We start from the raw sequence: 23,164 nt of genomic DNA, 5'->3' as shown, positions 1-23,164 counted from the left end.
ATGAGACCGCATCTGAGTTTAAATATGGCAACGCCCAATCAGGTGCACAATAGAAAAGGCCAGCTACTGGAGCTGGCCTAAAAACTGTCAACCTATCTTAGGACGGGACAATTAGCAAAACACTTTATATTTGCTTTGCGAACATAAGGGATAGACTGAGTTATCCCTTATCACCATTAACCTTCTACAGGATAATGGATTTTCGCATTCGCTTTCAGTGACTCGATCAAACCGCGGTAATCCGCTTCGCTGTATTGTGCATTTAGGCGTTGTTTTAGTGCATTGACTAATTCATCGCTAACAGACTCAGCCGCGTTCACTTTGTCCAGTGCAATCACAGCATAGCCATTTGCTAAAGCGACAGTATCAACCACAGGTGCGGCACTCGGCGTTGGCATTTGGAAGGTTTTAGTCACAATGGCCGCGTCTAAATCCTGTGCACCACGCCCCAATTTAGCCTTAGCGATTAAGCTCACATCAGCAGCGCCCGCTTTCACTTGCGCCATTAACTCTTCTGCTTTAGCACGTGCTGCTGCGTTCGCTTGATCTTGCTTTAAACGCTCTGCGATGTCGGCCTTCACTTCGGCTAATGGCATAGTGCCCGCATCGTGATGTTCTTTCATGCGAATAACCACTACATGATTCGGCTCAAGCTCAATCACTTCACTATTTAGCCCTTGGCGCATCACTGAGTCTGAAAATGCTGCTTTTACTACATCAGGCTTGTTCAATGCCGCTGGCACATCATCACGCGAAAATAGCGGCGTTGTCTTAATCTCAACACCCACTACTTTTGCAGTTTCGGCTAAGGTATCAGGCACTTCGTAGCTGGTATCAGCCAGTTTGCTCTGCAAGCTATAGAATTGATCTACCGCTTTTTTCTCTTGTAACTGAGCAATAATCTTAGTTTTAACGTCAGCAAAGGGCACTGTGGTACCAGGCTGAACGTCTAACAGTTTGATGATGTGGAAACCAAAATCTGTTTTGACGACAGCTGAGTGTTGGCCTTTTTGCAGAGCAAAAAGCGCAGCATCGAATGAGGGGTCCATCACACCGGGCTCAAACCAGTCTAATTTTCCGCCCTGCTCTGCACTTAAGGTATCTTCAGAATTGGCTTTGGCTAACTCAGCAAAATCAGCACCGTTATCTAACTGCTTGGCTAAATCTTCAGCCTTGGCTTTCGCAGCGGCTTCATCGCTACCTGGGCCAATCAGAATGTGCGCGGCTAAACGTTTCTCGTTAGACACATATTGTGTCTTATGCTCATCGTAGTAAGCCTGAGCTTCTTCTTCGGTCACTTTGCTGTCTTTGGCAAAATCAGCCGCGTTTAACTCAACATATTCTAAACTCACCTTCTCTGGGCTCATAAACTGGCCCTGGTTGGCGTCATAGTAGTTTTTTACTTGCTCGTCTGTCACAGAGGCATTGGCAAGGTATGGCGCAGAGTCCACCACTAAATAACGAATGTCGCGAGTTTGGCCTTGCAGCTCAGCTAATTGTTTAGCTTCACCGGGTAATACAAATTCAGTGCCCACTAACGCCGCAGTTAACTGACGACGAGTCATATCGACACGCATCATGCTTCTAAAGGTTTGTGGCTGATAACCTAACTGACGCAAAATAGCCTGATAACGGTCGTTATCAAATTTACCGTCAGTTTGGAAAGCGGGTTCAGATTTAATCGCTGCAATAATTTGTTCGTCAGAAACACGTAATCCCATCGCAGCGGCAGCTTGATCGATCAGTTTGTCTGCCACTAGACGCTCGAGAACGCTCTGCTTAATGCTTTCTAGGTATCTTTCGTCCGCAGATAGGGCAGCAAACATTTCGCCCAGTTGTTGTTCCATACGAGCGCGTTCGCTCTGGTAGGCTTGTTCTAACTCGGCTTTAGTGATCTTGTCACCGTTGACTTCTGCGGCAGGTACATCGGAAGTTGAGCCTAAATAGCTACTCACCCCTGCAAATGCAAAAGATAAAATCACAAGTACGAGAATGCCTTTAGCAATCACGCCTTGCGAACCATCGCGGATCTTTTCTAACATCAGATATCTCGCTCGTTGCGATTAACAAAATAAAAAGGCGCATCAGGTTGAGATGCGCCTTTCTGTAATTAATAGGGATTATTCAGACGCTACCACTGGTAAGTGCTAAAACCCCGAGTAATGGTAGAAATTGACCTTCAAAATCCATTACTTTCAATTCGTAAAAAGCACTGTTTAAACAGTGCTTATCATTACGAACGCCTTACAAAGGCTGCGATATCAAAAATTAATTGACAGCGTCTTTCAGAGCTTTACCCGCTTTAAAAGCTGGGATCTTTGCTGCTGCGATTTTGATTTCTTCACCCGTTTGTGGGTTGCGGCCAGTGCGTTCAGCGCGCTCACGCACTTCAAAAGTACCAAAACCAACAAGAGAAATTTTATCGCCTTCTTTCAAACCTTCAGTCACAGCTGCGATAAAAGAATCCAGTGCACGGCCGGCAGCGGCTTTAGAAATGTCAGCACCAGAAGCGATTTTCTCGATTAGTTCAGATTTGTTCATGTCATCCCCTTGAATGTAATTTTTTTGCGCCGCAACCAAATCCGTCTCTAGAGCGGTCTGCGGAGGCTTTTATAACAAGCTTGAATTCAAAGTTCAAGCTGAGTTCGAAAACCAAAGAAATAAAACTAGATACAGCTCAAAGCCAGTTGCCCCAAGGGCTTGGAGCAGCTGGCTCTCCACTGACCTAGGCTACCACAGGTCTGCGCTTTGTTAAGCCCCTTTTTTCATTTTTTTTAACGTCATAGCGCATTTTCTTGCGTTATGCCAAGTTTTTAACCACTTCGAAGCCTTCAACGGGTCTTTCTAGCGCCAGTTTTAACACTTCGTCGACCCAACGCACAGGGCGAATTTCTAAATCGGCAATGACATTGGCAGGAATTTCTTCCAGATCGCGCTCATTTTCTTTTGGAATAAGCACCAATTTAATGCCACCGCGATGTGCTGCCAGCAGTTTTTCTTTTAAACCACCGATAGGTAACACTTCACCGCGTAAGGTAATTTCACCCGTCATGGCCACATCGGCGCGCACAGGGTTACCAGTGAGGCTGGAAACAAGCGCAGTACACATTGCAGCACCTGCGGATGGACCATCCTTCGGCGTTGCTCCTTCTGGTACGTGCACATGGATATCACGCTTCTCATAAAAGTCGCCATTGATACCCAATTGTTCCGCACGGGCACGCACAACGGTCATCGCCGCTTGAATCGACTCTTGCATCACATCGCCAAGTGAGCCTGTGTAAGTCAACTTGCCTTTGCCGGGCACTGAAGTCGCTTCAATGGTGAGCAAATCACCACCCACTTCAGTCCAAGCCAACCCTGTGACTTGACCGATTTGGTTGTTCGATTCCGCCTTGCCATAGTCAAAACGCTGCACACCGAGGAAAGACTTGAGATTATCCGCGGTGACTGTAACTGACTTGATGGATTTATCCAGCAGGATCATTTTCACGACCTTACGGCAAATCTTAGACAACTCACGTTCTAGCGCCCGCACACCCGCTTCACGGGTGTAGTAGCGGATGATGCCGACTATCGCACTGTCTTCAATATGAATTTCATTCGCTTTAAGGCCGTTACGCTCGATTTGCTTCGTCAATAAATGCTGCTTAGCGATATTGAGTTTTTCATCTTCGGTATAACCCGACAGACGGATCACTTCCATACGATCTAAAAGTGGCCCCGGAATATTCATCGAATTCGAGGTCGCCACGAACATTACATCGGATAAGTCGTAGTCGACTTCGAGGTAATGGTCGTTAAAAGTCGCGTTTTGTTCAGGATCGAGCACCTCTAATAGTGCTGATGCTGGGTCGCCACGCATGTCCGAACTCATTTTGTCGATTTCATCCAGCAGGAATAAGGGGTTTTTCACGCCCACTTTGGCCATTTTTTGGATGATTTTACCTGGCATAGAGCCAATATAGGTACGGCGATGTCCACGAATTTCCGCTTCATCACGCACGCCGCCTAAGGCAACACGCACATACTTACGACCCGTCGCCTTGGCAATCGATTGACCGAGTGAGGTTTTACCTACACCTGGTGGTCCAACTAAACACAGGATTGGCCCTTTCAGTTGACGCACACGGCTCTGCACCGCCAAGTATTCCAGAATACGGTCTTTGACCTTTTCCAAACCATAGTGGTCAGTATCCAATACCTCTTGGGCTTTCGCTAAATCACGTTTGATTTTAGAGCGTTGACTCCAAGGCACAGACGTCATCCAATCCACATAGCTACGAACCACGGTCGCTTCGGCAGACATCGGCGACATCATACGTAATTTGTTCAGTTCAGCGACCGCCTTTTCTTTGGCATCGCTTGGCATATTGGCTTCTTCAATCTTACGATTTAAGACTTCAAATTCGTCATGGCCTTCGTCTAAGTCACCCAATTCTTTTTGGATGGCTTTCATTTGCTCGTTCAGGTAGTACTCACGTTGGCTCTTTTCCATCTGCTTTTTAACGCGGGTGCGGATGCGTTTTTCAACCTGTAACAGGTCAATTTCCGACTCCATCATCGCCATTAAATATTCAAGACGTTCGCCAATATTGGTCATCTCAAGGACAGATTGTTTGTCCTCAAGCTTAAGCGGCATGTGAGCCGCCATCGTGTCAGCAAGGCGCGCCGCTTCATCGATACCTGAAAGAGAGGTTAAAACCTCTGGCGGGATCTTCTTGTTGAGCTTGATATAGCCTTCAAATTGGCCAATCGCGCTACGAACCAAGACTTCCTCTTCTTTGTCTTCTAAAGGCTCAGATTCGAGATATTCAGCCTTAGCCACAAAGAAATCTGTTTCTTGGGTATAACGCGTAATACGGGCGCGGCGACCACCTTCGACCAACACTTTGACTGTACCGTCTGGTAGTTTCAGCAGTTGCAGAATAGATGCCACTGTACCAACGTCAAAGATATCGTCTTTGGTCGGCTCATCTAACTCAGCATCACGCTGAGCAACTAAAATAATTTGCTTATCCTGGGCCATTGCCGTTTCGAGACAACGAATCGATTTTTCTCGGCCAACGAACAACGGAATTACCATATGGGGATAGACCACCACATCTCTCAGTGGCAGCACGGGGAGTTCGATATGCGCTTCACGCTCTAAGGTCATAGTTCGATTCCGTTTAAATAAAAGGGATTTGTTAAGGAGTATATTGGGGCGGTTTAGGCCCTTTCAATGGTCAATACGAAAAAAGGAGCCCATTGGACTCCTTGATTTTCAGTTTATTAGCTATCTGTACAATTATTGTTCGCCAGAAGCCACCTGTGCTTCATTGCGCTCATAAATCAGAATCGGTGCAGACTCACCATTAACCACTGACTCATCGACAACCGCTTTCACTACACCTTCTATCGATGGGATATCATACATAGTATCAAGTAAGATACCTTCTACGATTGAGCGTAAACCACGGGCCCCTGTTTTACGTGACATGGCTTTATGGGCAATCGCTTTAAGTGCATCTTCGCGAAACTCTAATTCGACCCCTTCCATCTCAAACAGTGCGTTGTACTGCTTAGTTAAGGCATTTTTAGGCTCAGACAGAATTTGCACTAATGCATCTTCATCCAATTCAGTTAGTGTAGCAACGACTGGTAGACGGCCGATAAACTCGGGGATCAAGCCGTATTTAACTAAATCGCCTGGCTCAACTTGAGACAGGGTTTCAGATATCGTTGCTTTATCTTTTTCGCCTTTAACTTGCGCACCAAAACCGATACCCGAACCCACGTGAGCACGCTGTTCAATCACCTTTTCAAGACCCGCAAATGCACCACCACAGATAAACAGGATCTTAGAGGTATCTACCTGTAAGAACTCTTGCTGTGGATGCTTACGCCCACCTTGTGGCGGAACCGCGGCAACCGTACCTTCGATAAGTTTCAGTAGCGCTTGCTGCACACCTTCACCCGATACGTCACGGGTAATTGACGGGTTATCCGATTTACGGCTGATTTTGTCGATTTCGTCGATATACACGATACCACGCTGCGCTTTCTCAACGTCGTAATCGCACTTTTGCAGCAGCTTTTGAATGATGTTTTCAACGTCTTCACCCACATAACCGGCTTCAGTTAAGGTGGTAGCGTCTGCCATAGTAAATGGGACATTCAATGAGCGCGCGAGCGTTTCGGCCAGCAGTGTTTTACCACTGCCCGTTGGACCAATCAGCAGAATGTTACTCTTGCCCAATTCCACCCCATCTTTAGGGGATGAATTTCTCAGACGTTTGTAGTGATTGTATACCGCAACAGAAAGGACTTTTTTAGCTCTGTCCTGCCCAATGACATAATCATCTAAATGTGCACGCAACTCATGTGGCGTGGGTAATTTATCATTATCACGCTTGGGGGAGATTTCTTTAATCTCTTCACGAATGATGTCATTACATAACTCGACACATTCGTCGCATACATATACTGATGGGCCTGCAATCAGTTTTCTGACTTCATGCTGGCTCTTACCGCAAAAAGAGCAGTACAGCAATTTACCGCTGTCACCATTATTTTTGTTGTCGCCCATTAATTACCTCATTTGCAGTCTGCTCTACTGCTTATCTTAAACTTGTTCACTTTAAACTCAGCGTTGCTTTACAGAGCATAGCCCAGTCAAAAGTAAAAATCAGCTGCGTTTAGTCATCACTGCGTCAACTAAACCATATTCCACAGCTTGAGTAGCGCTCATGAAGTTATCGCGATCAGTATCACGCTCAATTACTTCGAGTGGCTGGCCCGTATGCTCTGACAGCATCAGGTTCAGTTTATGCTTGATGCCTAAGATTTCTTGGGCATGAATAGCGATATCAGAAGCCTGACCTTGGAATCCACCCAGTGGTTGGTGGATCATCACGCGAGAATTAGGTAAGCAGAAACGCTTGCCCTTTTCACCGCCAGCTAATAAAAACGCGCCCATACTGGCCGCTTGACCAATACACACCGTACTCACATTAGGCTTAATAAATTGCATGGTATCGTAAATCGCCATGCCCGCGGTGACTGATCCACCGGGTGAGTTGATATATAAAAAGATATCTTTATCTGGGCTTTCTGATTCGAGGAATAGCAACTGCGCCACAATCAGATTTGCCATATGCTCTTCAACTTGACCCACTAAAAAGATAATCCGCTCTTTTAACAGACGAGAATAAATGTCGAATGAGCGTTCACCCTTAGCAGTCTGTTCGATCACCATAGGCACTAAAGCACTTTGTATGTCTGACGCATTATGCATTATTCATTTCCCTAAATAAAAATGGCTCGCATGAGGAGCCTCATACGAGCCATTATAAATGGCGAACTGCCAATCAAGTCAAGCTTAGCTTATGCGCGACCTGTAGCCTTGTTCATAAATTCTTCAAAAGCGACTTCTTTTTCGGTCACTTTGGCTGTTTTAAGCAGTGCTTCAACAGCTTGCTCTTCAAGCGCAACGTTGCGCATGTTTTGCATCAGCTCTTTATTGCTGTTGTAATACGCAATCACTTCACTTGGATCTTCATAAGCAGAAGCCATAGAAGCGATTAAGCCTTGTACACGCTCATCTTCCGCTTTCAGCTCGTTAGTCTTGATGACTTCGCCTAATAACAGACCGATCTTCACGCGACGAGCTGCTTGCTCAGTGAATAATTCAGCTGGCAGTTCAGGCATGTTCGCCGTTTGACCGCCGAAACGTTGCATCGCTTGTTGACGCAATACGTTAACTTCACCATCGATCAGTGCTTTTGGCAGTTCGATGTCATTGTTAGCTAATAAACCTGCGATCACTTGCTCTTTCACATTAGCTTTTAACGCTTGCTCAAGCTCACGGTTCATGTTCTTACGGATTTCAGCTTTAAGGGCTTCTAAACCACCTTCGCTGATACCGAATAATGCTGCAAACTCATCGTTTACTTCAGGTAAGTTAGCCGCTAATACTTCAGTTAAGGTGATAGCAAACTTAGCTGCTTTACCTTTTAAGTTTTCAGCGTGATATTCTTCAGGGAAAGTCACGTCGATAACGAACTCTTCACCGGCTTTGTGACCTAAGATACCCGCTTCAAAACCTGGGATCATACGGTTACTACCTAATTGCAGTTCGAAATCGTCAGCTTTACCACCTTCGAATTCAACACCATCAACTGAACCCACAAAGTTCATTTTCACTTTGTCGCCGTCAGCGGCTTCACGCTCAACTGCGGCGAAAGTCGCGTGTTGCTTACGTAAAGTTTCGATCATGCTGTCTACATCTGCATCGGTTACAGAGGCTTTTGGTTGCTCTACTTCAATTGCATCTAAACCTTTCAGCTCAACTTCTGGGTAGATTTCGAAAGTTGCTACGAATTCGAATTTTTCACCGTCAGTTGCACCTGGAACGAAAGTTGGTGCACCTGCTGGGTTTAATTTCTCAGCGATGATCGCTTCGATAAAGTTACGTTGCATCACTTCACCAGTGATGTCTTGACGAATAGCTGCGCCATAACGTTTGTTGATTACAGTAACAGGCACTTTGCCAGGACGGAAACCTGGGATACGAGCACGCTTAGCTTCACGTTGTAAACTGTCTTTAACCAGTTTTTCAATTTGTTCAGCAGGAACAGAAATGGTCAGGCGACGCTCTAGGCCTTGGGTTGCTTCAACAGAAACTTGCATTGTTTTACCTCGAAATTTGTCTAACGTCCTTTGTAATAGTCGAATCTTCAACTATTCAGGTATTCGTTTCTTGATCATTAAATTTGACTACAATGCCCACCACTACTGGCTTTTGGCACAGGTCGCTGTTAGTTGATATCTATCAAGACGCGACATTATAGCCACCGTTTTGTGCAGAGTCGAGCCTCAACGGCCGAATCTAGGGTATAAAAAAAGCGACCAGAGGTCGCTTTTTTTATTTTGTACTCAAAGTACTAAAAATGGGGTGACTGATGGGGCTCGAACCCACGACAACCGGAATCACAATCCGGGACTCTACCAACTGAGCTACAATCACCACTGAAACTGGTACGCCCGGCAGGATTCGAACCTGCGACCACCCGCTTAGAAGGCGGGTGCTCTATCCAACTGAGCTACGGGCGCATGGTCTACAGATTACTCTGCATCCTAACCGGCGTTGGATAGCATTTGGCTATCCATGCTACTCGCTCACTTAAACACTCGAGCAAATAACAATTAAAGTGGTCGGTGATAGAGGATTCGAACCTCTGACCCTCTGGTCCCAAACCAGATGCGCTACCGGACTGCGCTAATCACCGAAGGTCTTACTATATTTGGCATTAACTGAGAGAGTTTCCTCTATTCTACTCTCATCCAAAATCTGGATTTATTACAGTACTGTGCTAATCACCAAAAAAGTTTTCAAAGCAAATCAACACATCTGCTCGAGAACGGAGCGCATCTTAGCCCCTCACTTTGCACCCGTCAACGATTTTTTTAACCGTTCATGCTAGATGCTGAATTATCAGTCGAATACGCTTTTTTTTATCCATTTCACGACGGCATTTGCCATGACACACCCGCTACGCCCTGTTAAAATAGCCGCGATTGCCAATCTCTGTGTTAACTACCGTTTTAACCATCGCCAATATAAAGGATATCCTACACCCATGACAGCCCAAATAATCGACGGCAAGGCGATTGCTCAATCCATCCGCACTCAACTGCGCGAAAAAGTTACCGCCCGTAAAGAGGCTGGACAACGCGTACCAGGTTTAGCCGTGATTCTCGTGGGAGCAGACCCCGCCTCTCAGGTTTATGTTGGTAGTAAACGTAAAGCCTGTGAAGAAGTGGGATTTATTTCTCGCTCTTACGATCTCGATACCAGTTATACCGAGGAAGCATTATTAGCCCTTATCGACGAACTCAATGATGATCCGACGATCGACGGTATCTTAGTGCAGCTCCCTCTGCCTGCGCATATCGAAGACTCTAAAGTGATCGAGCGCATTCGCCCCGATAAAGATGTCGATGGTTTCCACCCATATAACGTTGGCCGTTTAGCGCAGCGTATTCCGGTGCTGCGCTCTTGCACGCCGATGGGCATTATGACACTCATTAAATCCACTGGCGTCGATACCTATGGCTTAGATGCGGTTGTCGTTGGTGCCTCGAACATTGTCGGCCGACCAATGACACTCGAGCTACTGCTTGCGGGCTGCACCACCACAACTTGCCATCGTTTTACTAAAAACCTCGAACAAAAAATTCGCCAAGCCGATTTAGTGGTGGTTGCCGTGGGTAAACCTGGCTTTATCCCTGGTGAATGGATTAAACCCGGCGCTATCGTTATCGATGTGGGTATCAACCGCTTAGAAAATGGTACCTTAGTGGGCGACGTGCAATATGATGTTGCTGCGCAAAACGCTAGCTTTATCACACCTGTACCTGGCGGTGTGGGACCAATGACCATAGCCAGTCTTTTAGAAAACACCTTATATGCCGCCGAGCAATATCACGACTAGGTTCTAGGTTCGGCAAGCATAAAAAAACCTGCATAATGCAGGTTTTTTTATTGGCTGAAGATTTTTTTATTAAAAACAATAGCTAATTAAGCCTATTTCTTACGCCAAGTGGTGCCACTTGGGCCATCCTCTAAGACCACACCAAGCTCATTTAACCGATTACGCGCCACGTCAGCCGCTGGCCAATCTTTTTCACTGCGAGCGCGGTTACGTTCAACGATCAATGCTTCAATCTCTGCAACCTCATCGTCACTGCCCTCACCTTTAAAGAAGGCCTCGGGAGATTGATGCAGTAAGCCCAGCACATCAGCAAGTTGTTTCATTGACACGGCTAATGCAGAAGCCTCTGCCATATCAGTGAGTTTCAGACGGTTGATCTCACGCACCATATCAAACAGCACTGAATAGGCTTCAGGGGTGTTAAAGTCATCGTCCATTGCCGCTTTAAACTTAGCGACAAACTCTTCGGCAGGTGCCGGCGCTACAGTCAGGTCAACATCTTTAATCGCAGTGTATAAACGCTCTAACGCCGCACGCGCCTGCTTGAGGTTTTCTTCAGAGTAGTTAATCTGGCTACGATAGTGACCCGATAGCAGGAAGTAACGTACGGTTTCAGCGTCGTAATGACTTAATACATCACGAATGGTGAAGAAGTTGCCTAAAGATTTAGACATCTTTTCGCGGTCGATCATCACCATGCCAGTGTGCATCCAATAATTTACGTATGGCGTGTCATGGGCGCAGCAAGACTGGGCAATTTCATTCTCATGGTGTGGAAACTGTAAATCTGAGCCGCCACCGTGGATATCGAAATGTAAACCTAAGTGCTTGCTATTCATCGCCGAACATTCGATATGCCAGCCTGGTCGACCCGGTCCCCATGGAGATTCCCATGTTGGCTCACCCGGTTTAGACATTTTCCACAGCACGAAATCCATTGGATTTTGCTTATTATCATCAACCTCAACCCGTGCACCAGCCTGTAATTGCTCCAGATTCTGGCCAGATAGGCGACCGTATTCGGGGAAAGAGGCCACACTAAACAGCACATCGCCATCGGCAGCGATATAAGCATGACCACGGGCCAATAAACGTTCGACCATATCGATGATTTCGGCAATGTGCAGAGTGGCACGTGGTTCGAAATCGGGACGGATCATATTCAGCGCATCGAAATCCTTGTGCATTTCACCAATCAAGCGATCGGTTAATGTATTGCAGTCTTCTTGGTTTTCGTTAGCACGCTTGATGATTTTGTCATCAATATCGGTGATGTTGCGCTGGAAATTCACTTCATAACCCGCGTAACGCAGGTAGCGAACGATCATATCGAAGGAAACAAAAGTACGCCCATGGCCAATATGACAGAGATCGTAAACGGTCACGCCACATACATACATCCCAACTTTTCCGGGATTAATAGGCTTAAATTCCTGTTTTTGGCGGGTAATACTGTTGTAAATCTTCAACATCGGTATTCTCTTCAAAGATAGATTCAAGTGTAAAATCAAGGGGTCAGTCTACCACGCTGACGAGGGTTTTGAATACTGCACTTTGCGCGCAATCCGAGATAAGTTAGAATCGCGCCACTATTTACTGAGAGTATGAAAACATGATCACATTACACACTAATTTTGGCGACATTAAACTGCAACTGAACGCCGAAAAAGCCCCGCTGACCGTGGCAAACTTTATGAAATATGTTGACGAAGGTTTCTTCGACGGCACCATTTTCCACCGTGTAATTGACGGCTTTATGATCCAAGGCGGTGGTTTTACCGCTGAAATGAGCCAAAAACGTTGCCATGAGCCAGTGAAAAACGAAGCCAACAACGGTTTATCAAACCGTACTGGTACTATCGCGATGGCGCGTACTTCGGACCCACACTCAGCGACGGCTCAGTTTTTCATCAACGTCAACGATAACACCTTTCTCGATTTCAAATCTGAAAGCATGCAAGGTTGGGGTTACTGCGTGTTTGGTGAAGTGGTTGAAGGCATGGACATCGTTGAAAAAATCAAAGCTGTCAGCACTGGTAACCGTGGCATGCACCAAGATGTGCCATTAGAAGCGGTTGTGATTGAAAAAGTAAGTGCGGCCTAATTCCCTAGGATGCGAACCTTATTTATTGGCGATCTGCACTTAAGTGCCGATCGCCTCGATATCACCCAAGCCTTTAATCGTTTTCTCGATACCGAACTTGATGATGTAGATGCTCTCTATATTCTGGGGGATCTCTTTGAGGTATGGGTCGGCGACGATTTAGCCTTGCCCTTTGCCATCGAATTAGCGCGCAAGCTCAAGCAAGTCTCCCAAACCTTGCCCATCTACTTTATTCACGGTAATCGTGACTTTATGTTAGGCAAACAATTTGCCGATGCTGCGGGTATGCAAATGTTGCCCGAAGTCAAATGCTTAGATCTCTATGGTGTTAACACGGTTATTTTGCATGGCGACAGCTTGTGTACCTTAGATAAAGCCTACCAACGCTTTCGCAAATTACGCAGTTTTGCCTTTGCCCGTTGGCTTTATAGCTGTTTGCCGAAGAAAAAACGTCAAGCCATTGCCAATAAAATCCGCAGTAACAGCCAAAGCAGTAATCAGCAAAAAAGCTATGTGATTATGGACGTAGAACCCAGTGCGGTGAATGCGTTATTTGCTCAAACCCACAGCAAACAGATGATCCACGGTCATACCCATAGGCCTGCTATCCATGAATTAAACAATGGCTGCAAACGCATTGTAGTCGGTGATTGGTACGAGCAAGGCAGCGTGTTAGTGGTCAGCGCCGACGGTGTGGAGTTAAAAAGTCTGCCCTTCGACGCCAGCTAAGCACCTATAGCGTCTTCACCATTAACACATCTACCGCTAAGGCCTCATACCTGAATATGGTTGAGGCCGCTATTTATCTTTCCCACTGGGCAACTAAGGGTTGACCACTGTGGAAATGAAACTCGTCATCGGGCGCCATAATCAATTCGGCTTCTCTCTCGCCAAAATAAGCAACTCGCTCGCTGATATCCTCAGTCGATACTAACTGTGCCAGCTTAAGATAATCCTCAAAATGACGCGCCTCTGAGCGCAGCAGTGACACATAAAACTTACTTAACTCTGCATCCAAGTAAGGCGCTAATTTGGCAAAGCGCTCACAGGAGCGCGCCTCAATGTATGCACCCACAATCAACTTATCCCGCAGAATATCCTTCTCATGGGTGGTCACGTGGCTCATCATCCCTTTTGCGTAACGCCCAGCACGAATATTACGATATGGGATTTGCCGTGCGTGCATCAGCTCCAGCACTTGCTCAAAATGATGGAATTCTTCTTTTATCAAACGGATCAGTGGTGGGATCAGATCCTGTGCAAAAGCAAAATGTTGATTCGGCTGTAGATTGGCTACCAACTCATTCTTTTTGACATCACGAGCCAAAAACTGCTCGATATTGCGATCCTTATGATAAACAAATTCCTCATAGGGTTTCGCCCATGCCAATAGCGATTGTCCGCTGTCTTTATCCAAGGCATATCGCCTCAATAAGAACATCGCAGTCTGCGCCGCTTTTAGCTCACAATTACAATGGTCAATTAAGAGTTCATCTAACGAGGCAGAGGCTCTTGCTACATCAATCCAAGTTTGCGGCGTCTCACAACGAAGAAACGCATGAACAGGTGCCAGTAATTGCTGCATGGGATCACTCAAAAATCTTAAAGAAAATATCGCCATATTTTACGCGTAATTATCAACAAGCTATAGCTTTAGACACCAGTAAACTTGACTAGCTGAACTTTTTGTTCAATAAATAATCTACACTTTAAGAACTGAGATCCTGATCACGGCACATCTCAATTCAAAGAGTAGGCAATCGGGAGTTAAAGGGATTGTGGAGCATTAACCCTGATTGCAGAGCTGTTATCAGCTCGTCTGACGTTTGGCGAGCCAACATCAATGCTGAACAAGGATAATTATAATGATACTGAATCACTTAATGGGGTTATACACTCATCCAAAGCAAGAGTGGCATGCGATTGAACAAAACCATGAAGCACTCAAAAGTAGCTTAAGTCACGTTCTTCTCATCGCACTCATTCCCGCTGTCTGTAGCTTTATTGCAACAGCTTACATTGGCTGGAATCCAGGAGCCGGTGATCCTATTTATCTCACGCCGCAAAGTGCAATGTTTATGTCCGTAGGTATGTATTTTGGCCTAATTGCAGGCGTCTTTGCCCTCGCCTATTTAGCCTTTTGGATGGCAAAAACCTTCGATGCTCAGCCAACTTTCACCCAAGCATTAGAACTCGCGTCGTACACCGCAACACCGCTGTTTATGGTTGGTTTGGCGGCACTCTACCCAGTACTCTGGTTTATTATGATTGTTGGGCTGATTGGTTTAGCCTACTCGGTTTATCTGCTATATGCAGGTGTGCCCATCATTATGAATATCCCTGAAGAGAAAGGCTTTATTTACGCCAGTTCGATGGTCACAGCAGGTTTAGTGCTCTTGGTTGGATTAATGGCCACCAGTGTTATCCTCTGGAGCATTGGGTTTGGTCCTATGTACCAATAAGGGATTAATCCGCACTCAGGTGCAAACGACTTGAAATACTGATAGTGATAAATTGATAGTGGCAAATAGACGTGTTGAAAACGAAAAGTTGTAAAACAGAAAAGGCCCTTAGCTTGAAAACACTAAGGGCCTTTTTATTCTTTACTGCTGTTGACAGTTAGTCGCGACAGAGATTATCGCGGCCATCAACTTGCTATTCAAACGAGTCCCGCAGTGCAACCGTTAGGTTAAACACTAAATGCTCGGCTGAAGAGTCTTTATTGTCAGCACAGAAATAACCTTCACGCTCAAACTGATAAGCTTTTTCCGCTGGCGCATTCGCAAGGCTTGCTTCAACTAAACCATTAACCACTTCAAGTGAGTTAGGGTTAAGCACTTCATCCACTGTCTCGGCAGCAGCAGGATTTGGATCAGTGAACAAGCGTTGGTATAAACGGAATTCAGCAGGTTTAGCCGTAGTCGCTTCAACCCAATGGATTACGCCTTTCACCTTGCGACCATCGGCAGGGTTTTTACCTAAAGTATCGGCATCGTAGCTACAGTAGACGGTAGTGATATTACCTTCACTGTCTTTGTCACAACGTTCGGCTTTAATCACATAGGCGTTACGCAGGCGCACTTCTTTGCCCATGACTAGACGTTTGTACTGCTTATTGGCTTCTTCTCTGAAGTCAGCCACATCGATATACAGTTCGCGGCCAAAGGCGAGTTCGCGCGTCCCCATGCTTTCATCGCTTGGGTGAGACGCCGCTTGAATCGTCTCGATTTGACCTTCTGGGTAGTTCTCAATCACCACTTTTAATGGGCGAAGTACGGCCATCGCACGTGGGGCATGTTCGTTGAGCTCTTCACGGATGCAGGCATCGAGCATCGCCGCTTCAATCATGTTTTCTTGCTTAGTGATACCAATACGTTGGCAAAACTCGCGGATAGACGCTGGGGTATAACCACGACGGCGTAGACCTGCAATTGTTGGCATACGGGGATCATCCCAGCCGGTTACTAACTTGCGTGTCACTAAGTCATTTAATTTACGCTTAGACATCAGCGTATATTCAAGATTTAAGCGTGAAAACTCATATTGACGAGTACGATTTGGCGCTTGAAAATCATCTAAATTGTCGAGAACCCAGTCATACAGACGGCGGTTGTCTTGGAACTCAAGCGTACATAATGAGTGCGTAATGTGCTCGAGCGCATCGGAAATACAGTGAGTAAAATCGTACATTGGATAAATGCACCACTTATCACCCGTTTGGTGATGGTGAGCAAAACGAATACGATAAATCACCGGATCGCGCATACACATAAAAGGCGATGCCATGTCAATTTTTGCGCGCAGCGCACATTCGCCCTCTTTGAATTCACCTAGACGCATTTTTTCAAATAAGCGCAGGTTTTCTTCCACAGGAGTATCGCGATAAGGGCTATTTTTACCAGGCTCTTTTAACGTGCCACGGTATTCACGGGTTTCATCAGCATTGAGAAAACACACATAGGCTAAGCCTTTATTGATTAACTCAACGGCATATTGATGTAATTGGTCGAAATAGTTAGAGGAATAACGCACCTCACCATCCCACTGGAATCCCAACCAACGCACATCCGCCTGAATAGAATTGACATAATCGATGTCTTCTTTTTCAGGGTTGGTATCATCAAATCGTAAGTTACAGAGACCTTGGTAATCGCGGGCGATGCCAAAGTTCAAACAGATGGACTTAGCATGACCTATATGTAAATAACCATTTGGCTCAGGTGGAAAACGCGTCTGCACACTCGTGTGCTTACCGCTTTTCAGATCCTCATCAATGATATTACGAATAAAGTTACTCGGACGTACTTCAGTGTCCACATGACTCATGGAATTCCTCTTTGCGAACAATGGCAATTTTAACAAAACCAGCATGATCCTACAGATCTCGGCCAGTTACAATGCCCAGTATTAAAAACTAAGGGTTATGCCGTGGATAGTAAAACAATAAAAGCAGCCGTGAAAGCTGCTTTTATCTTTGTAACCACTAAGCTGACATTTATTACTCAGGGATTTACTCAGTAATAATCCGCACACCTGGGATAATTTGCTGAGTTCTGCGCCCTTTACGTTTTAGCCATAGATAGAATATGACTAACGCACTGAGGAAGAAACCAATCCATAGACCCGATTGCAATGGGTGCTCGGCAAAGGTTGCTACTTGGTAAGCGATAGTTGCACTGCCATAGGCCAGAGAGAATGTCCATGTCGCTGCAAACGTTGCCCAACGAGTACCAAACTCGTTCACTAAAGCGCCCATCGCCGCAACACAGGGAGTATAGAGTAAGATAAACAGCAAATAAGAAAACGCTGCCACCTTGGTAGTAAACCCAGATTGCAAGGCACTAAAGGTTGACGTTGCAACACCTTGCGCCTCTGCCGCAACATCGGTACTGGACACATCGCCTACAGATAACTTAAGCGGGTCTTCCAAATCTAAACCAAACAAGTTTGCTGGGATAGTCGCAAGAGCCTCATTAAAACTATCGGCTAATGGTGTTAATTCGCCGTCCTCAGAACCGGCATTGGTATATAAGCTATTGAGTGTTCCCACCACAGCTTCTTTGGCAAAAATCCCAGTGATAATCCCGACCGTTGCAGGCCAGTTATCTTGCTCAATTCCCATTGGCGAGAAGATAGGTGTCACTTTCTGGCTCGCTACGCTTAAGAGTGACGCTTGGCTATTCTCATGGCCAAAGCTACCATCTACCCCTATCGCATTGATAAAATTGAGCAGTGTCACCACTAGTACAATGGTTTTACCCGCACCAAGGATAAAACTCTTAGTCCGCTTACCAGTACGCACCATCACCGCTTTAAATTTAGGCAACTCATAACTTGGTAACTCCATCACTACCGCACTACTGGTGCCTGGTAATAAAGTGCTTCGCAGCAACAATCCGGTACCTATGGCCGCAAAAATCCCGATGATATACAGTAAAAATACTAGATTTTGGCCAGAGTCAGGGAAAAATGCCGCCGCAAATAGTGCATACACAGGCAACCGTGCGCCACAAGACATAAAGGGAGCCATCATTCCCGTGACAATACGCTCACGCTCACTGCCTAAGGTACGCGTTGCCATAATGGCTGGTACAGAGCAACCAAAGCCCACGATCATTGGTACGAAAGCTTTGCCCGGTAAACCTATGCGACGCATTAATCCGTCAACCACAAACGCGGCACGAGCCATATAGCCCGAACTTTCAAGAACAGATAAACCAAGGAATAATGCCGCAATCACAGGAATAAACGTAGAAACGGTTTGAATACCTTGGCCCACACCACCCGCAAGGATAGTCACCAACCAAGCTGGCGCGCCTATGTTATTGAGCAGTGCACCAAAATGATCGACCAGTAATGCCCCTGCGAACACATCGAAGAAATCGATAAACGCACTGCCGATGTTGATGCTGAACATAAACATCAAATACATGACAAATAAGAACACCGGAATGCCAAGTACAGGATGTAAGACTAATTTATCGAGTTTATCACTCAAGGTTAAGAAGCCATCGGCTTTAACGGAACCTTGGAATACTCGCTCCACAAAATTAAAGCGAGTGGTTGCGACCATCACTTCAATGTCGTGTCCTTGCTGCGCAATTTGCTGAGTACAAGTATTCACCTCATCCTGAAGCTCAGCATTTTTACAGCTACCACAACCAGAACCGTTACCCAACATCGCTAAGGCGCGGCCACGGCTTAAATTGGGATCTTTACTACAAAGTAGTTGCACGCCTGCTTCAATTTGCTCGTCGTAATCAAGTAACAAAGGCGCTTCAGATACACGACCTTCAAGTAAGTCAAGCACTTGCGCTTGAACTTTAGCAACATCAGCAGGATCGCGGGAACAAACCCCGATCACTGGGCAGCCAAGCTCTTGGCTCATTTTCTTTAAATCGACACGAATGCCACGCTTGATAGCTGCATCGATTTTGTTCAACACCACCACCATAGGGATCGACAATTCACGCAGTTGTGCCGTCAAATAGAGGTGGCGCTCGATATTGGTCGCATCAACTAAGTTAATGATGCCATCGACACGTTGTTCGGCGAGATATTGTTGAGCAATCTGCTCATCGAGAGAACAATCACAGCTATTACCCGCAGGGAGTAAATCATAGATACCGGGTAAGTCGGTTAAGTAAACGTCAGCACCATTGAGAGTGAAATGACCGGTTTTTTTCTCAACCGTCACACCGGACCAGTTGCCAACTTGCTGATTCGCGCCTGTAAGCGCGTTAAAGAGTGTTGATTTCCCAGCGTTTGGGTTACCAACGGTGACGCAATGAAACTGCTTAGTCATTCGCCTTTTCCACCTCAATAATGTCTGCCAAGTCTCTGCGCATACAAAGCTTACTACCACGAATATCCAGCTCTAAACCAGAGCCCATTGGCGCTCGGCGAATCAAAGAAAATCGTGTATTTGGGGTAATGCCCATGGACAATAATTTACGCTTCACTGTTTGCGGCAAATCTAATCGCCCGATTTCAGAAATAATGCCACGGTCACCGGGACTGAGTTCGCTTAACTTCATTACCTATTTCACCTTGTAACAGCTTCAGCTTGAAAAACTGTGCTCATTTTATCTGAGCTATGGAGCTAATAACTTTACCTAGATCAAGCTTTTTGACTGGTAACGATAATAGTTTTCAATTGTGTTGAGTATTATGTGACAAAAATCTCAATGAATAAACGCCTGACCGAAAATAAAAATGCCAGCTAGCTGCCACCATTTATCGCAATCGAACAACATGTTCAATAAGCGTTAAAAAAAGTCATCCTCGGTACAAAATGAGATATTGATCACGCTTATTGTTTATCCCTACAAAATCATTCCTCTTTACAGTCAACCAGCTAAAAAATGTTAAGCACTTGTCACGTGCTTGTTCTAATATTAATCAGCTAAATTAGCGATGTCGAAAGCTTGAAAAATAACAAATAAAACGCACTCGGGAATAGATGAACATGGATATTGGTTTAAAGTTCAAAAGCATAACTCAGGTTATGCTTGCTCTGATGTTATCGATACTCAGCCTTTCAACGGTAGCAACACCTTGGGATGACAAGCCACCCGAGGAGGTCGTCGCGACTTTGGACAAAAAATTTGCCGAAGGTAAGTACTCGGCCAAAGGAGCTGACACTTGCCTGATGTGCCATAAGAAAAGTGCCACTGTGATGGCCATTTTTGATGGTGTACATGGTAATCCTAATGTCAAAGATTCCCCCATGGCCGACTTACAGTGTGAGGCTTGCCACGGCCCACTCGGTAATCATAACAAGGGCGGCAAAGAGCCGATGATCACCTTCGGCCAGAATTCTCCGGTTCCCGCGCAAAAACAAAACAGTGTCTGCATGAGTTGCCATAACGACGATCAACGCATCGCGTGGAAAGGTAACCACCATGACAATGCCGATATCCCTTGCAGTAGCTGCCACCAAGTACACGTGGCAAAAGATCCTATTAGCGACAAAGCGAACGAAGTAGCGATTTGTACCCAATGCCATACTCAGCAAAAAGCGGATATGCACAAACGCTCATCCCATCCACTACAATGGCAACAAATGGTCTGTAGCGATTGCCACAATCCCCATGGCAGTTTAAATGATGCCAGTCTGAAACAAATGAGCGTCAACGAAAACTGTTACAGCTGCCACGCCGAAAAACGCGGTCCTAAATTGTGGGAACATGCGCCAGTCACCGACAATTGTGCTAACTGCCATAACCCCCACGGCAGCGTGAATGAGTCAATGCTCATCAGTAAACCGCCACAATTATGCCAACAATGCCACGCCTCCGATGGCCACAGCAGTAATGCTTACTTTGGTAATAAAACCAATGCCTTCACCTCGGGTAATTCCTGTATGAATTGCCATGGACAAGTGCATGGTTCAAACCATCCATCCGGCAAGTTGCTCCAGAGATAACAAGGGAATGATCATGCCAATAATGAACATATCGACTCCTAAAGCTTATTTCTCACTCACATTACTGGCTTGGGCGATTAGCGGCGTACTTAACACATCCCATGCTGAAGGATATGAAATCCAAAAAGCGAATCGCAGCGGCGTAAAAAGTGAGTCATGGAGCTGCAAGCAATGCCAGCCCAAAACAGGGCGCCAAGGCAACGTCAGCGCCACGCTCGCCTATAATGACGGTGAAGATAGCCGTTTTGGTAATCGCACTGGCACGGATAAAGATGGCTTGGTCGGTGCTGTGGGCGCCGATATACAATACCAAGCTGAGAGTGGTTACCAAACCCGGCTAGAGGCCGATAAACTGGGATTTGATACGGGGTCTGCCAAGCTCACCACAGGCCAACCTGGACACTATCAAATCCAATTAGGTTATAAAGGGCTCGCCAATTATCAATACAATCAGCTAAAAAGCCCTTATCTCACCGATAACGATAAGATGCTCTTGCCCGATAATTGGGTAGAGGGAGCAACGACACAGTCCATGCCGTTACTGCAATCGAGTTTAATCGAGCAGGACTTAAGCATTACGCGGAATAGATTCAACCTCGGCGGTTACTACGCAGGCCATATCTCATCGAGCAGCCGCTACAAAGCCTCGGTGAACTACCAGCATGAAAACCGCAGCGGCGCGAAAAAGACCAGCGCAAATATTCTCACTAACAGTGTGATGTTGGCGCAGCCAATTAATGACAGCACAGATGAAGTCGATGCCAGAGTTTATTTTGGCGGCGCAGGCTGGCAAGCGGGCATAAACAGCCAGATAAGCCAATACAAGAATGACCATCAGGCACTGCTATGGCAATCGGCCTATACGCCCATATTTGGTGCGGCCTACTTTGGCCAAAATGCCGTCGACCCAGATAACAAGGCCTATCGGATCGCAGCCGAGGCCAGTGGTGGTCAAAATGGTCATAACATCCTTATGCACGCAGGCATCAGTAACATGTCACAGGATGAGGCTTTTCTGCCAGCAACCATTAATGGCCCCTCCCCTGTACTGCCAACCGATAATTTAGATGCCCAAGTGGACGTCCTAGATATGGTGCTTAAGTATTCAGGCCGCATCACACAGGATTTGAGTGTTCAAGCCAGTTATAACTATCAAGACAGGGAAAACAAGACGGCTCAGTTAGATTTCCCACAGGTCGTGACCGACAGCTTTTATCAAGGCACAGCTACAAATCGTCTCTACGATAAACGCAGTAAACAATTTGATCTCAAAGGTAAATATCGCCTAACGCCGTCGGCCTATGCTGAAGCGGGATATAGCCGAGATGAAATCATGTATTCGGAGCTTGATAGGCAGTCCATCGATGAATCGGGTCTCTTTGCCAAACTCAGCTACCGCTATTCGCCAGCTTGGTCAGCTTGGTTAAAGGGCGAAGTATTAGATCGTAATGGCAGTGAATACGATGCTGTAACAAGCTCACAAAGTCCGAGTAATCCTTGGCTACGTAAGTCTTATCTTGCTGATCGCAAACGTCAAAAAGTCACCTTGCACACAGATTACCAAACCGATGTAGGGTTCTCTGTGGGTGCGAGTTTACACAGTATTGATGATGACTATAACCATACATCAGTCGGGCTCACCCAAGTGTCTTACCTTGGCTACGATGTAACTGCGCAGTATCTAATTAGCGACAATCTAAGTCTTAACGCCTATCTCAACCAAGACTGGCGCGATTCAGATCAGGCCGGAAGCAATCGTTTCTCAACACCTGATTGGTACAGCACCGCGGAAGAGAAATCGACCCTGATTGGCGCGGGTATCGCCTATCAAAACCTGCTGGATAATCGTTTAGATCTGGGATTGGACTACAGCTACTCCGATGGTCAAAGCGATACTGAAATCACCTATGGCATCACTAGCCCCTACGGTGACTACTACAGTCGCAAGCACAATATTAACGCCTACGCCAAATATAAGCTGGCCGACAGTATGTCATTACGCTTCGATTGGTTGTTCGAGAAATATCAAGATGCAAACTGGCAAAACCAAAACACCACTTGGGACACTGTCCCCAATGTGCTCAGTTTTGGCGACATCAGCCACGATTACAATGCTCATTACTTAGGTTTGACCTTAAGCTACCAAATGTAACT

The 23,164-nt window shown here is 46.0% G+C and carries 17 protein-coding genes and 3 tRNA genes; 6 read left to right on the top strand and 14 right to left on the bottom strand.

Annotation, left to right across the window (positions count from 1 at the left end):
- Window positions 1-176: 176 nt before the first annotated feature.
- From ppiD to M0413_RS19220, 9 genes are all read right to left on the bottom strand, one after another.
- Complete coding sequence (gene ppiD / locus M0413_RS19260) at window positions 177-2,042, bottom strand: peptidylprolyl isomerase (protein WP_069454684.1); 1,866 nt, start codon at window positions 2,040-2,042, stop codon at window positions 177-179.
- Between the two features lie 226 nt (window positions 2,043-2,268).
- The gene (hupB, locus tag M0413_RS19255) at window positions 2,269-2,556 is read right to left on the bottom strand and encodes a nucleoid-associated protein HU-beta (protein WP_255211589.1); all 288 of its coding nucleotides are present in this window, start codon (window positions 2,554-2,556) and stop codon (window positions 2,269-2,271) included.
- 244 nt (window positions 2,557-2,800) lie between these two features.
- Window positions 2,801-5,158 (bottom strand): endopeptidase La, encoded by a 2,358-nt coding sequence (gene lon / locus M0413_RS19250; protein WP_144345840.1) that lies wholly within the window; start codon window positions 5,156-5,158, stop codon window positions 2,801-2,803.
- Window positions 5,159-5,290: 132 nt separating this feature from the next.
- Window positions 5,291-6,571, bottom strand: a complete 1,281-nt coding sequence (gene clpX, locus M0413_RS19245; protein WP_144345839.1) for an ATP-dependent protease ATP-binding subunit ClpX — start codon at window positions 6,569-6,571, stop codon at window positions 5,291-5,293.
- A gap of 99 nt (window positions 6,572-6,670) precedes the next feature.
- A complete protein-coding gene (gene clpP, locus M0413_RS19240) occupies window positions 6,671-7,279 on the bottom strand; it encodes an ATP-dependent Clp endopeptidase proteolytic subunit ClpP (RefSeq protein WP_037417193.1) in 609 nt (202 codons plus the stop codon).
- Window positions 7,280-7,368: 89 nt separating this feature from the next.
- The gene (gene tig / locus M0413_RS19235; protein ID WP_249555326.1) at window positions 7,369-8,673 is read right to left on the bottom strand and encodes a trigger factor; all 1,305 of its coding nucleotides are present in this window, start codon (window positions 8,671-8,673) and stop codon (window positions 7,369-7,371) included.
- Between the two features lie 261 nt (window positions 8,674-8,934).
- Window positions 8,935-9,010, bottom strand: a tRNA-His gene (locus M0413_RS19230).
- A gap of 9 nt (window positions 9,011-9,019) precedes the next feature.
- A tRNA-Arg gene (locus M0413_RS19225) sits at window positions 9,020-9,096 on the bottom strand.
- A 99-nt stretch (window positions 9,097-9,195) separates the two neighbouring features.
- A tRNA-Pro gene (locus M0413_RS19220) sits at window positions 9,196-9,272 on the bottom strand.
- 351 nt (window positions 9,273-9,623) lie between these two features.
- On the opposite strand from M0413_RS19220, the gene folD reads away from it, so the two are divergent.
- On the top strand, window positions 9,624-10,478 hold the full coding sequence (gene folD / locus M0413_RS19215; protein ID WP_011623249.1) for a bifunctional methylenetetrahydrofolate dehydrogenase/methenyltetrahydrofolate cyclohydrolase FolD: 855 nt from the start codon (window positions 9,624-9,626) through the stop codon (window positions 10,476-10,478).
- A gap of 92 nt (window positions 10,479-10,570) precedes the next feature.
- On the opposite strand, the gene cysS is transcribed toward folD, so the two are convergent.
- The gene (gene cysS / locus M0413_RS19210) at window positions 10,571-11,950 is read right to left on the bottom strand and encodes a cysteine--tRNA ligase (RefSeq protein WP_069454683.1); all 1,380 of its coding nucleotides are present in this window, start codon (window positions 11,948-11,950) and stop codon (window positions 10,571-10,573) included.
- A 140-nt stretch (window positions 11,951-12,090) separates the two neighbouring features.
- Between cysS and M0413_RS19205 the strand changes: the two genes are divergently transcribed.
- Both M0413_RS19205 and M0413_RS19200 read left to right on the top strand, forming a co-directional pair.
- On the top strand, window positions 12,091-12,582 hold the full coding sequence (locus M0413_RS19205; RefSeq protein WP_011623251.1) for a peptidylprolyl isomerase: 492 nt from the start codon (window positions 12,091-12,093) through the stop codon (window positions 12,580-12,582).
- Between the two features lie 9 nt (window positions 12,583-12,591).
- Window positions 12,592-13,311 (top strand): UDP-2,3-diacylglucosamine diphosphatase, encoded by a 720-nt coding sequence (locus M0413_RS19200; RefSeq protein ID WP_037427923.1) that lies wholly within the window; start codon window positions 12,592-12,594, stop codon window positions 13,309-13,311.
- A 73-nt stretch (window positions 13,312-13,384) separates the two neighbouring features.
- Here M0413_RS19200 and miaE read toward each other — a convergent pair whose 3' ends face one another.
- Complete coding sequence (gene miaE, locus M0413_RS19195; RefSeq protein WP_069454682.1) at window positions 13,385-14,167, bottom strand: tRNA isopentenyl-2-thiomethyl-A-37 hydroxylase MiaE; 783 nt, start codon at window positions 14,165-14,167, stop codon at window positions 13,385-13,387.
- A gap of 280 nt (window positions 14,168-14,447) precedes the next feature.
- Here miaE and M0413_RS19190 point away from each other — a divergent pair, with 280 nt between their 5' ends.
- Window positions 14,448-15,044: a Yip1 family protein gene (locus tag M0413_RS19190; RefSeq protein WP_037427921.1), complete on the top strand. Its 597-nt coding sequence runs from the start codon at window positions 14,448-14,450 to the stop codon at window positions 15,042-15,044.
- Between the two features lie 193 nt (window positions 15,045-15,237).
- Here M0413_RS19190 and glnS read toward each other — a convergent pair whose 3' ends face one another.
- The 3 genes from glnS to M0413_RS19175 form a co-directional block, all read right to left on the bottom strand.
- A complete protein-coding gene (gene glnS / locus M0413_RS19185) occupies window positions 15,238-16,908 on the bottom strand; it encodes a glutamine--tRNA ligase (RefSeq protein WP_037417167.1) in 1,671 nt (556 codons plus the stop codon).
- A gap of 184 nt (window positions 16,909-17,092) precedes the next feature.
- Complete coding sequence (gene feoB / locus M0413_RS19180; protein ID WP_144345835.1) at window positions 17,093-19,387, bottom strand: Fe(2+) transporter permease subunit FeoB; 2,295 nt, start codon at window positions 19,385-19,387, stop codon at window positions 17,093-17,095.
- Complete coding sequence (locus tag M0413_RS19175; RefSeq protein ID WP_011623257.1) at window positions 19,380-19,619, bottom strand: FeoA family protein; 240 nt, start codon at window positions 19,617-19,619, stop codon at window positions 19,380-19,382. The genes feoB and M0413_RS19175 overlap by 8 nt, the downstream gene beginning before the upstream one ends.
- Window positions 19,620-20,044: 425 nt before the next feature.
- Between M0413_RS19175 and M0413_RS19170 the strand changes: the two genes are divergently transcribed.
- Together M0413_RS19170 and M0413_RS19165 are read left to right on the top strand one after the other, a co-directional pair.
- A complete protein-coding gene (locus M0413_RS19170) occupies window positions 20,045-21,010 on the top strand; it encodes a DmsE family decaheme c-type cytochrome (protein ID WP_249555324.1) in 966 nt (321 codons plus the stop codon).
- A gap of 13 nt (window positions 21,011-21,023) precedes the next feature.
- Complete coding sequence (locus tag M0413_RS19165; protein WP_249555322.1) at window positions 21,024-23,162, top strand: MtrB/PioB family decaheme-associated outer membrane protein; 2,139 nt, start codon at window positions 21,024-21,026, stop codon at window positions 23,160-23,162.
- Window positions 23,163-23,164 lie beyond the last annotated feature (2 nt).

Origin of the sequence: Shewanella sp. 8A (assembly GCF_023475945.1) — a bacterium.
In the GTDB taxonomy this organism is placed as follows: Bacteria; Pseudomonadota; Gammaproteobacteria; order Enterobacterales; family Shewanellaceae; genus Shewanella; species Shewanella xiamenensis.
This window is presented reverse-complemented; position numbering and strand designations above follow the sequence as displayed.

What these genes read in the sequence shown, in the direction of transcription:
- ppiD (WP_069454684.1), bottom strand. Translation starts at nt 2,042, where the DNA reads ATGTTAGAAAAGATCCGCGATGGTTCGCAAGGCGTGATTGCTAAAGGC.
- lon (WP_144345840.1), bottom strand. Translation starts at nt 5,158, where the DNA reads ATGACCTTAGAGCGTGAAGCGCATATCGAACTCCCCGTGCTGCCACTG.
- clpX (WP_144345839.1), bottom strand. Translation starts at nt 6,571, where the DNA reads ATGGGCGACAACAAAAATAATGGTGACAGCGGTAAATTGCTGTACTGC.
- clpP (WP_037417193.1), bottom strand. Translation starts at nt 7,279, where the DNA reads ATGCATAATGCGTCAGACATACAAAGTGCTTTAGTGCCTATGGTGATC.
- tig (WP_249555326.1), bottom strand. Translation starts at nt 8,673, where the DNA reads ATGCAAGTTTCTGTTGAAGCAACCCAAGGCCTAGAGCGTCGCCTGACC.
- folD (WP_011623249.1), top strand. Translation starts at nt 9,624, where the DNA reads ATGACAGCCCAAATAATCGACGGCAAGGCGATTGCTCAATCCATCCGC.
- cysS (WP_069454683.1), bottom strand. Translation starts at nt 11,950, where the DNA reads ATGTTGAAGATTTACAACAGTATTACCCGCCAAAAACAGGAATTTAAG.
- M0413_RS19205 (WP_011623251.1), top strand. Translation starts at nt 12,091, where the DNA reads ATGATCACATTACACACTAATTTTGGCGACATTAAACTGCAACTGAAC.
- M0413_RS19200 (WP_037427923.1), top strand. Translation starts at nt 12,592, where the DNA reads ATGCGAACCTTATTTATTGGCGATCTGCACTTAAGTGCCGATCGCCTC.
- miaE (WP_069454682.1), bottom strand. Translation starts at nt 14,167, where the DNA reads ATGCAGCAATTACTGGCACCTGTTCATGCGTTTCTTCGTTGTGAGACG.
- M0413_RS19190 (WP_037427921.1), top strand. Translation starts at nt 14,448, where the DNA reads ATGATACTGAATCACTTAATGGGGTTATACACTCATCCAAAGCAAGAG.
- glnS (WP_037417167.1), bottom strand. Translation starts at nt 16,908, where the DNA reads ATGAGTCATGTGGACACTGAAGTACGTCCGAGTAACTTTATTCGTAAT.
- feoB (WP_144345835.1), bottom strand. Translation starts at nt 19,387, where the DNA reads ATGACTAAGCAGTTTCATTGCGTCACCGTTGGTAACCCAAACGCTGGG.
- M0413_RS19175 (WP_011623257.1), bottom strand. Translation starts at nt 19,619, where the DNA reads ATGAAGTTAAGCGAACTCAGTCCCGGTGACCGTGGCATTATTTCTGAA.
- M0413_RS19170 (WP_249555324.1), top strand. Translation starts at nt 20,045, where the DNA reads ATGAACATGGATATTGGTTTAAAGTTCAAAAGCATAACTCAGGTTATG.
- M0413_RS19165 (WP_249555322.1), top strand. Translation starts at nt 21,024, where the DNA reads ATGCCAATAATGAACATATCGACTCCTAAAGCTTATTTCTCACTCACA.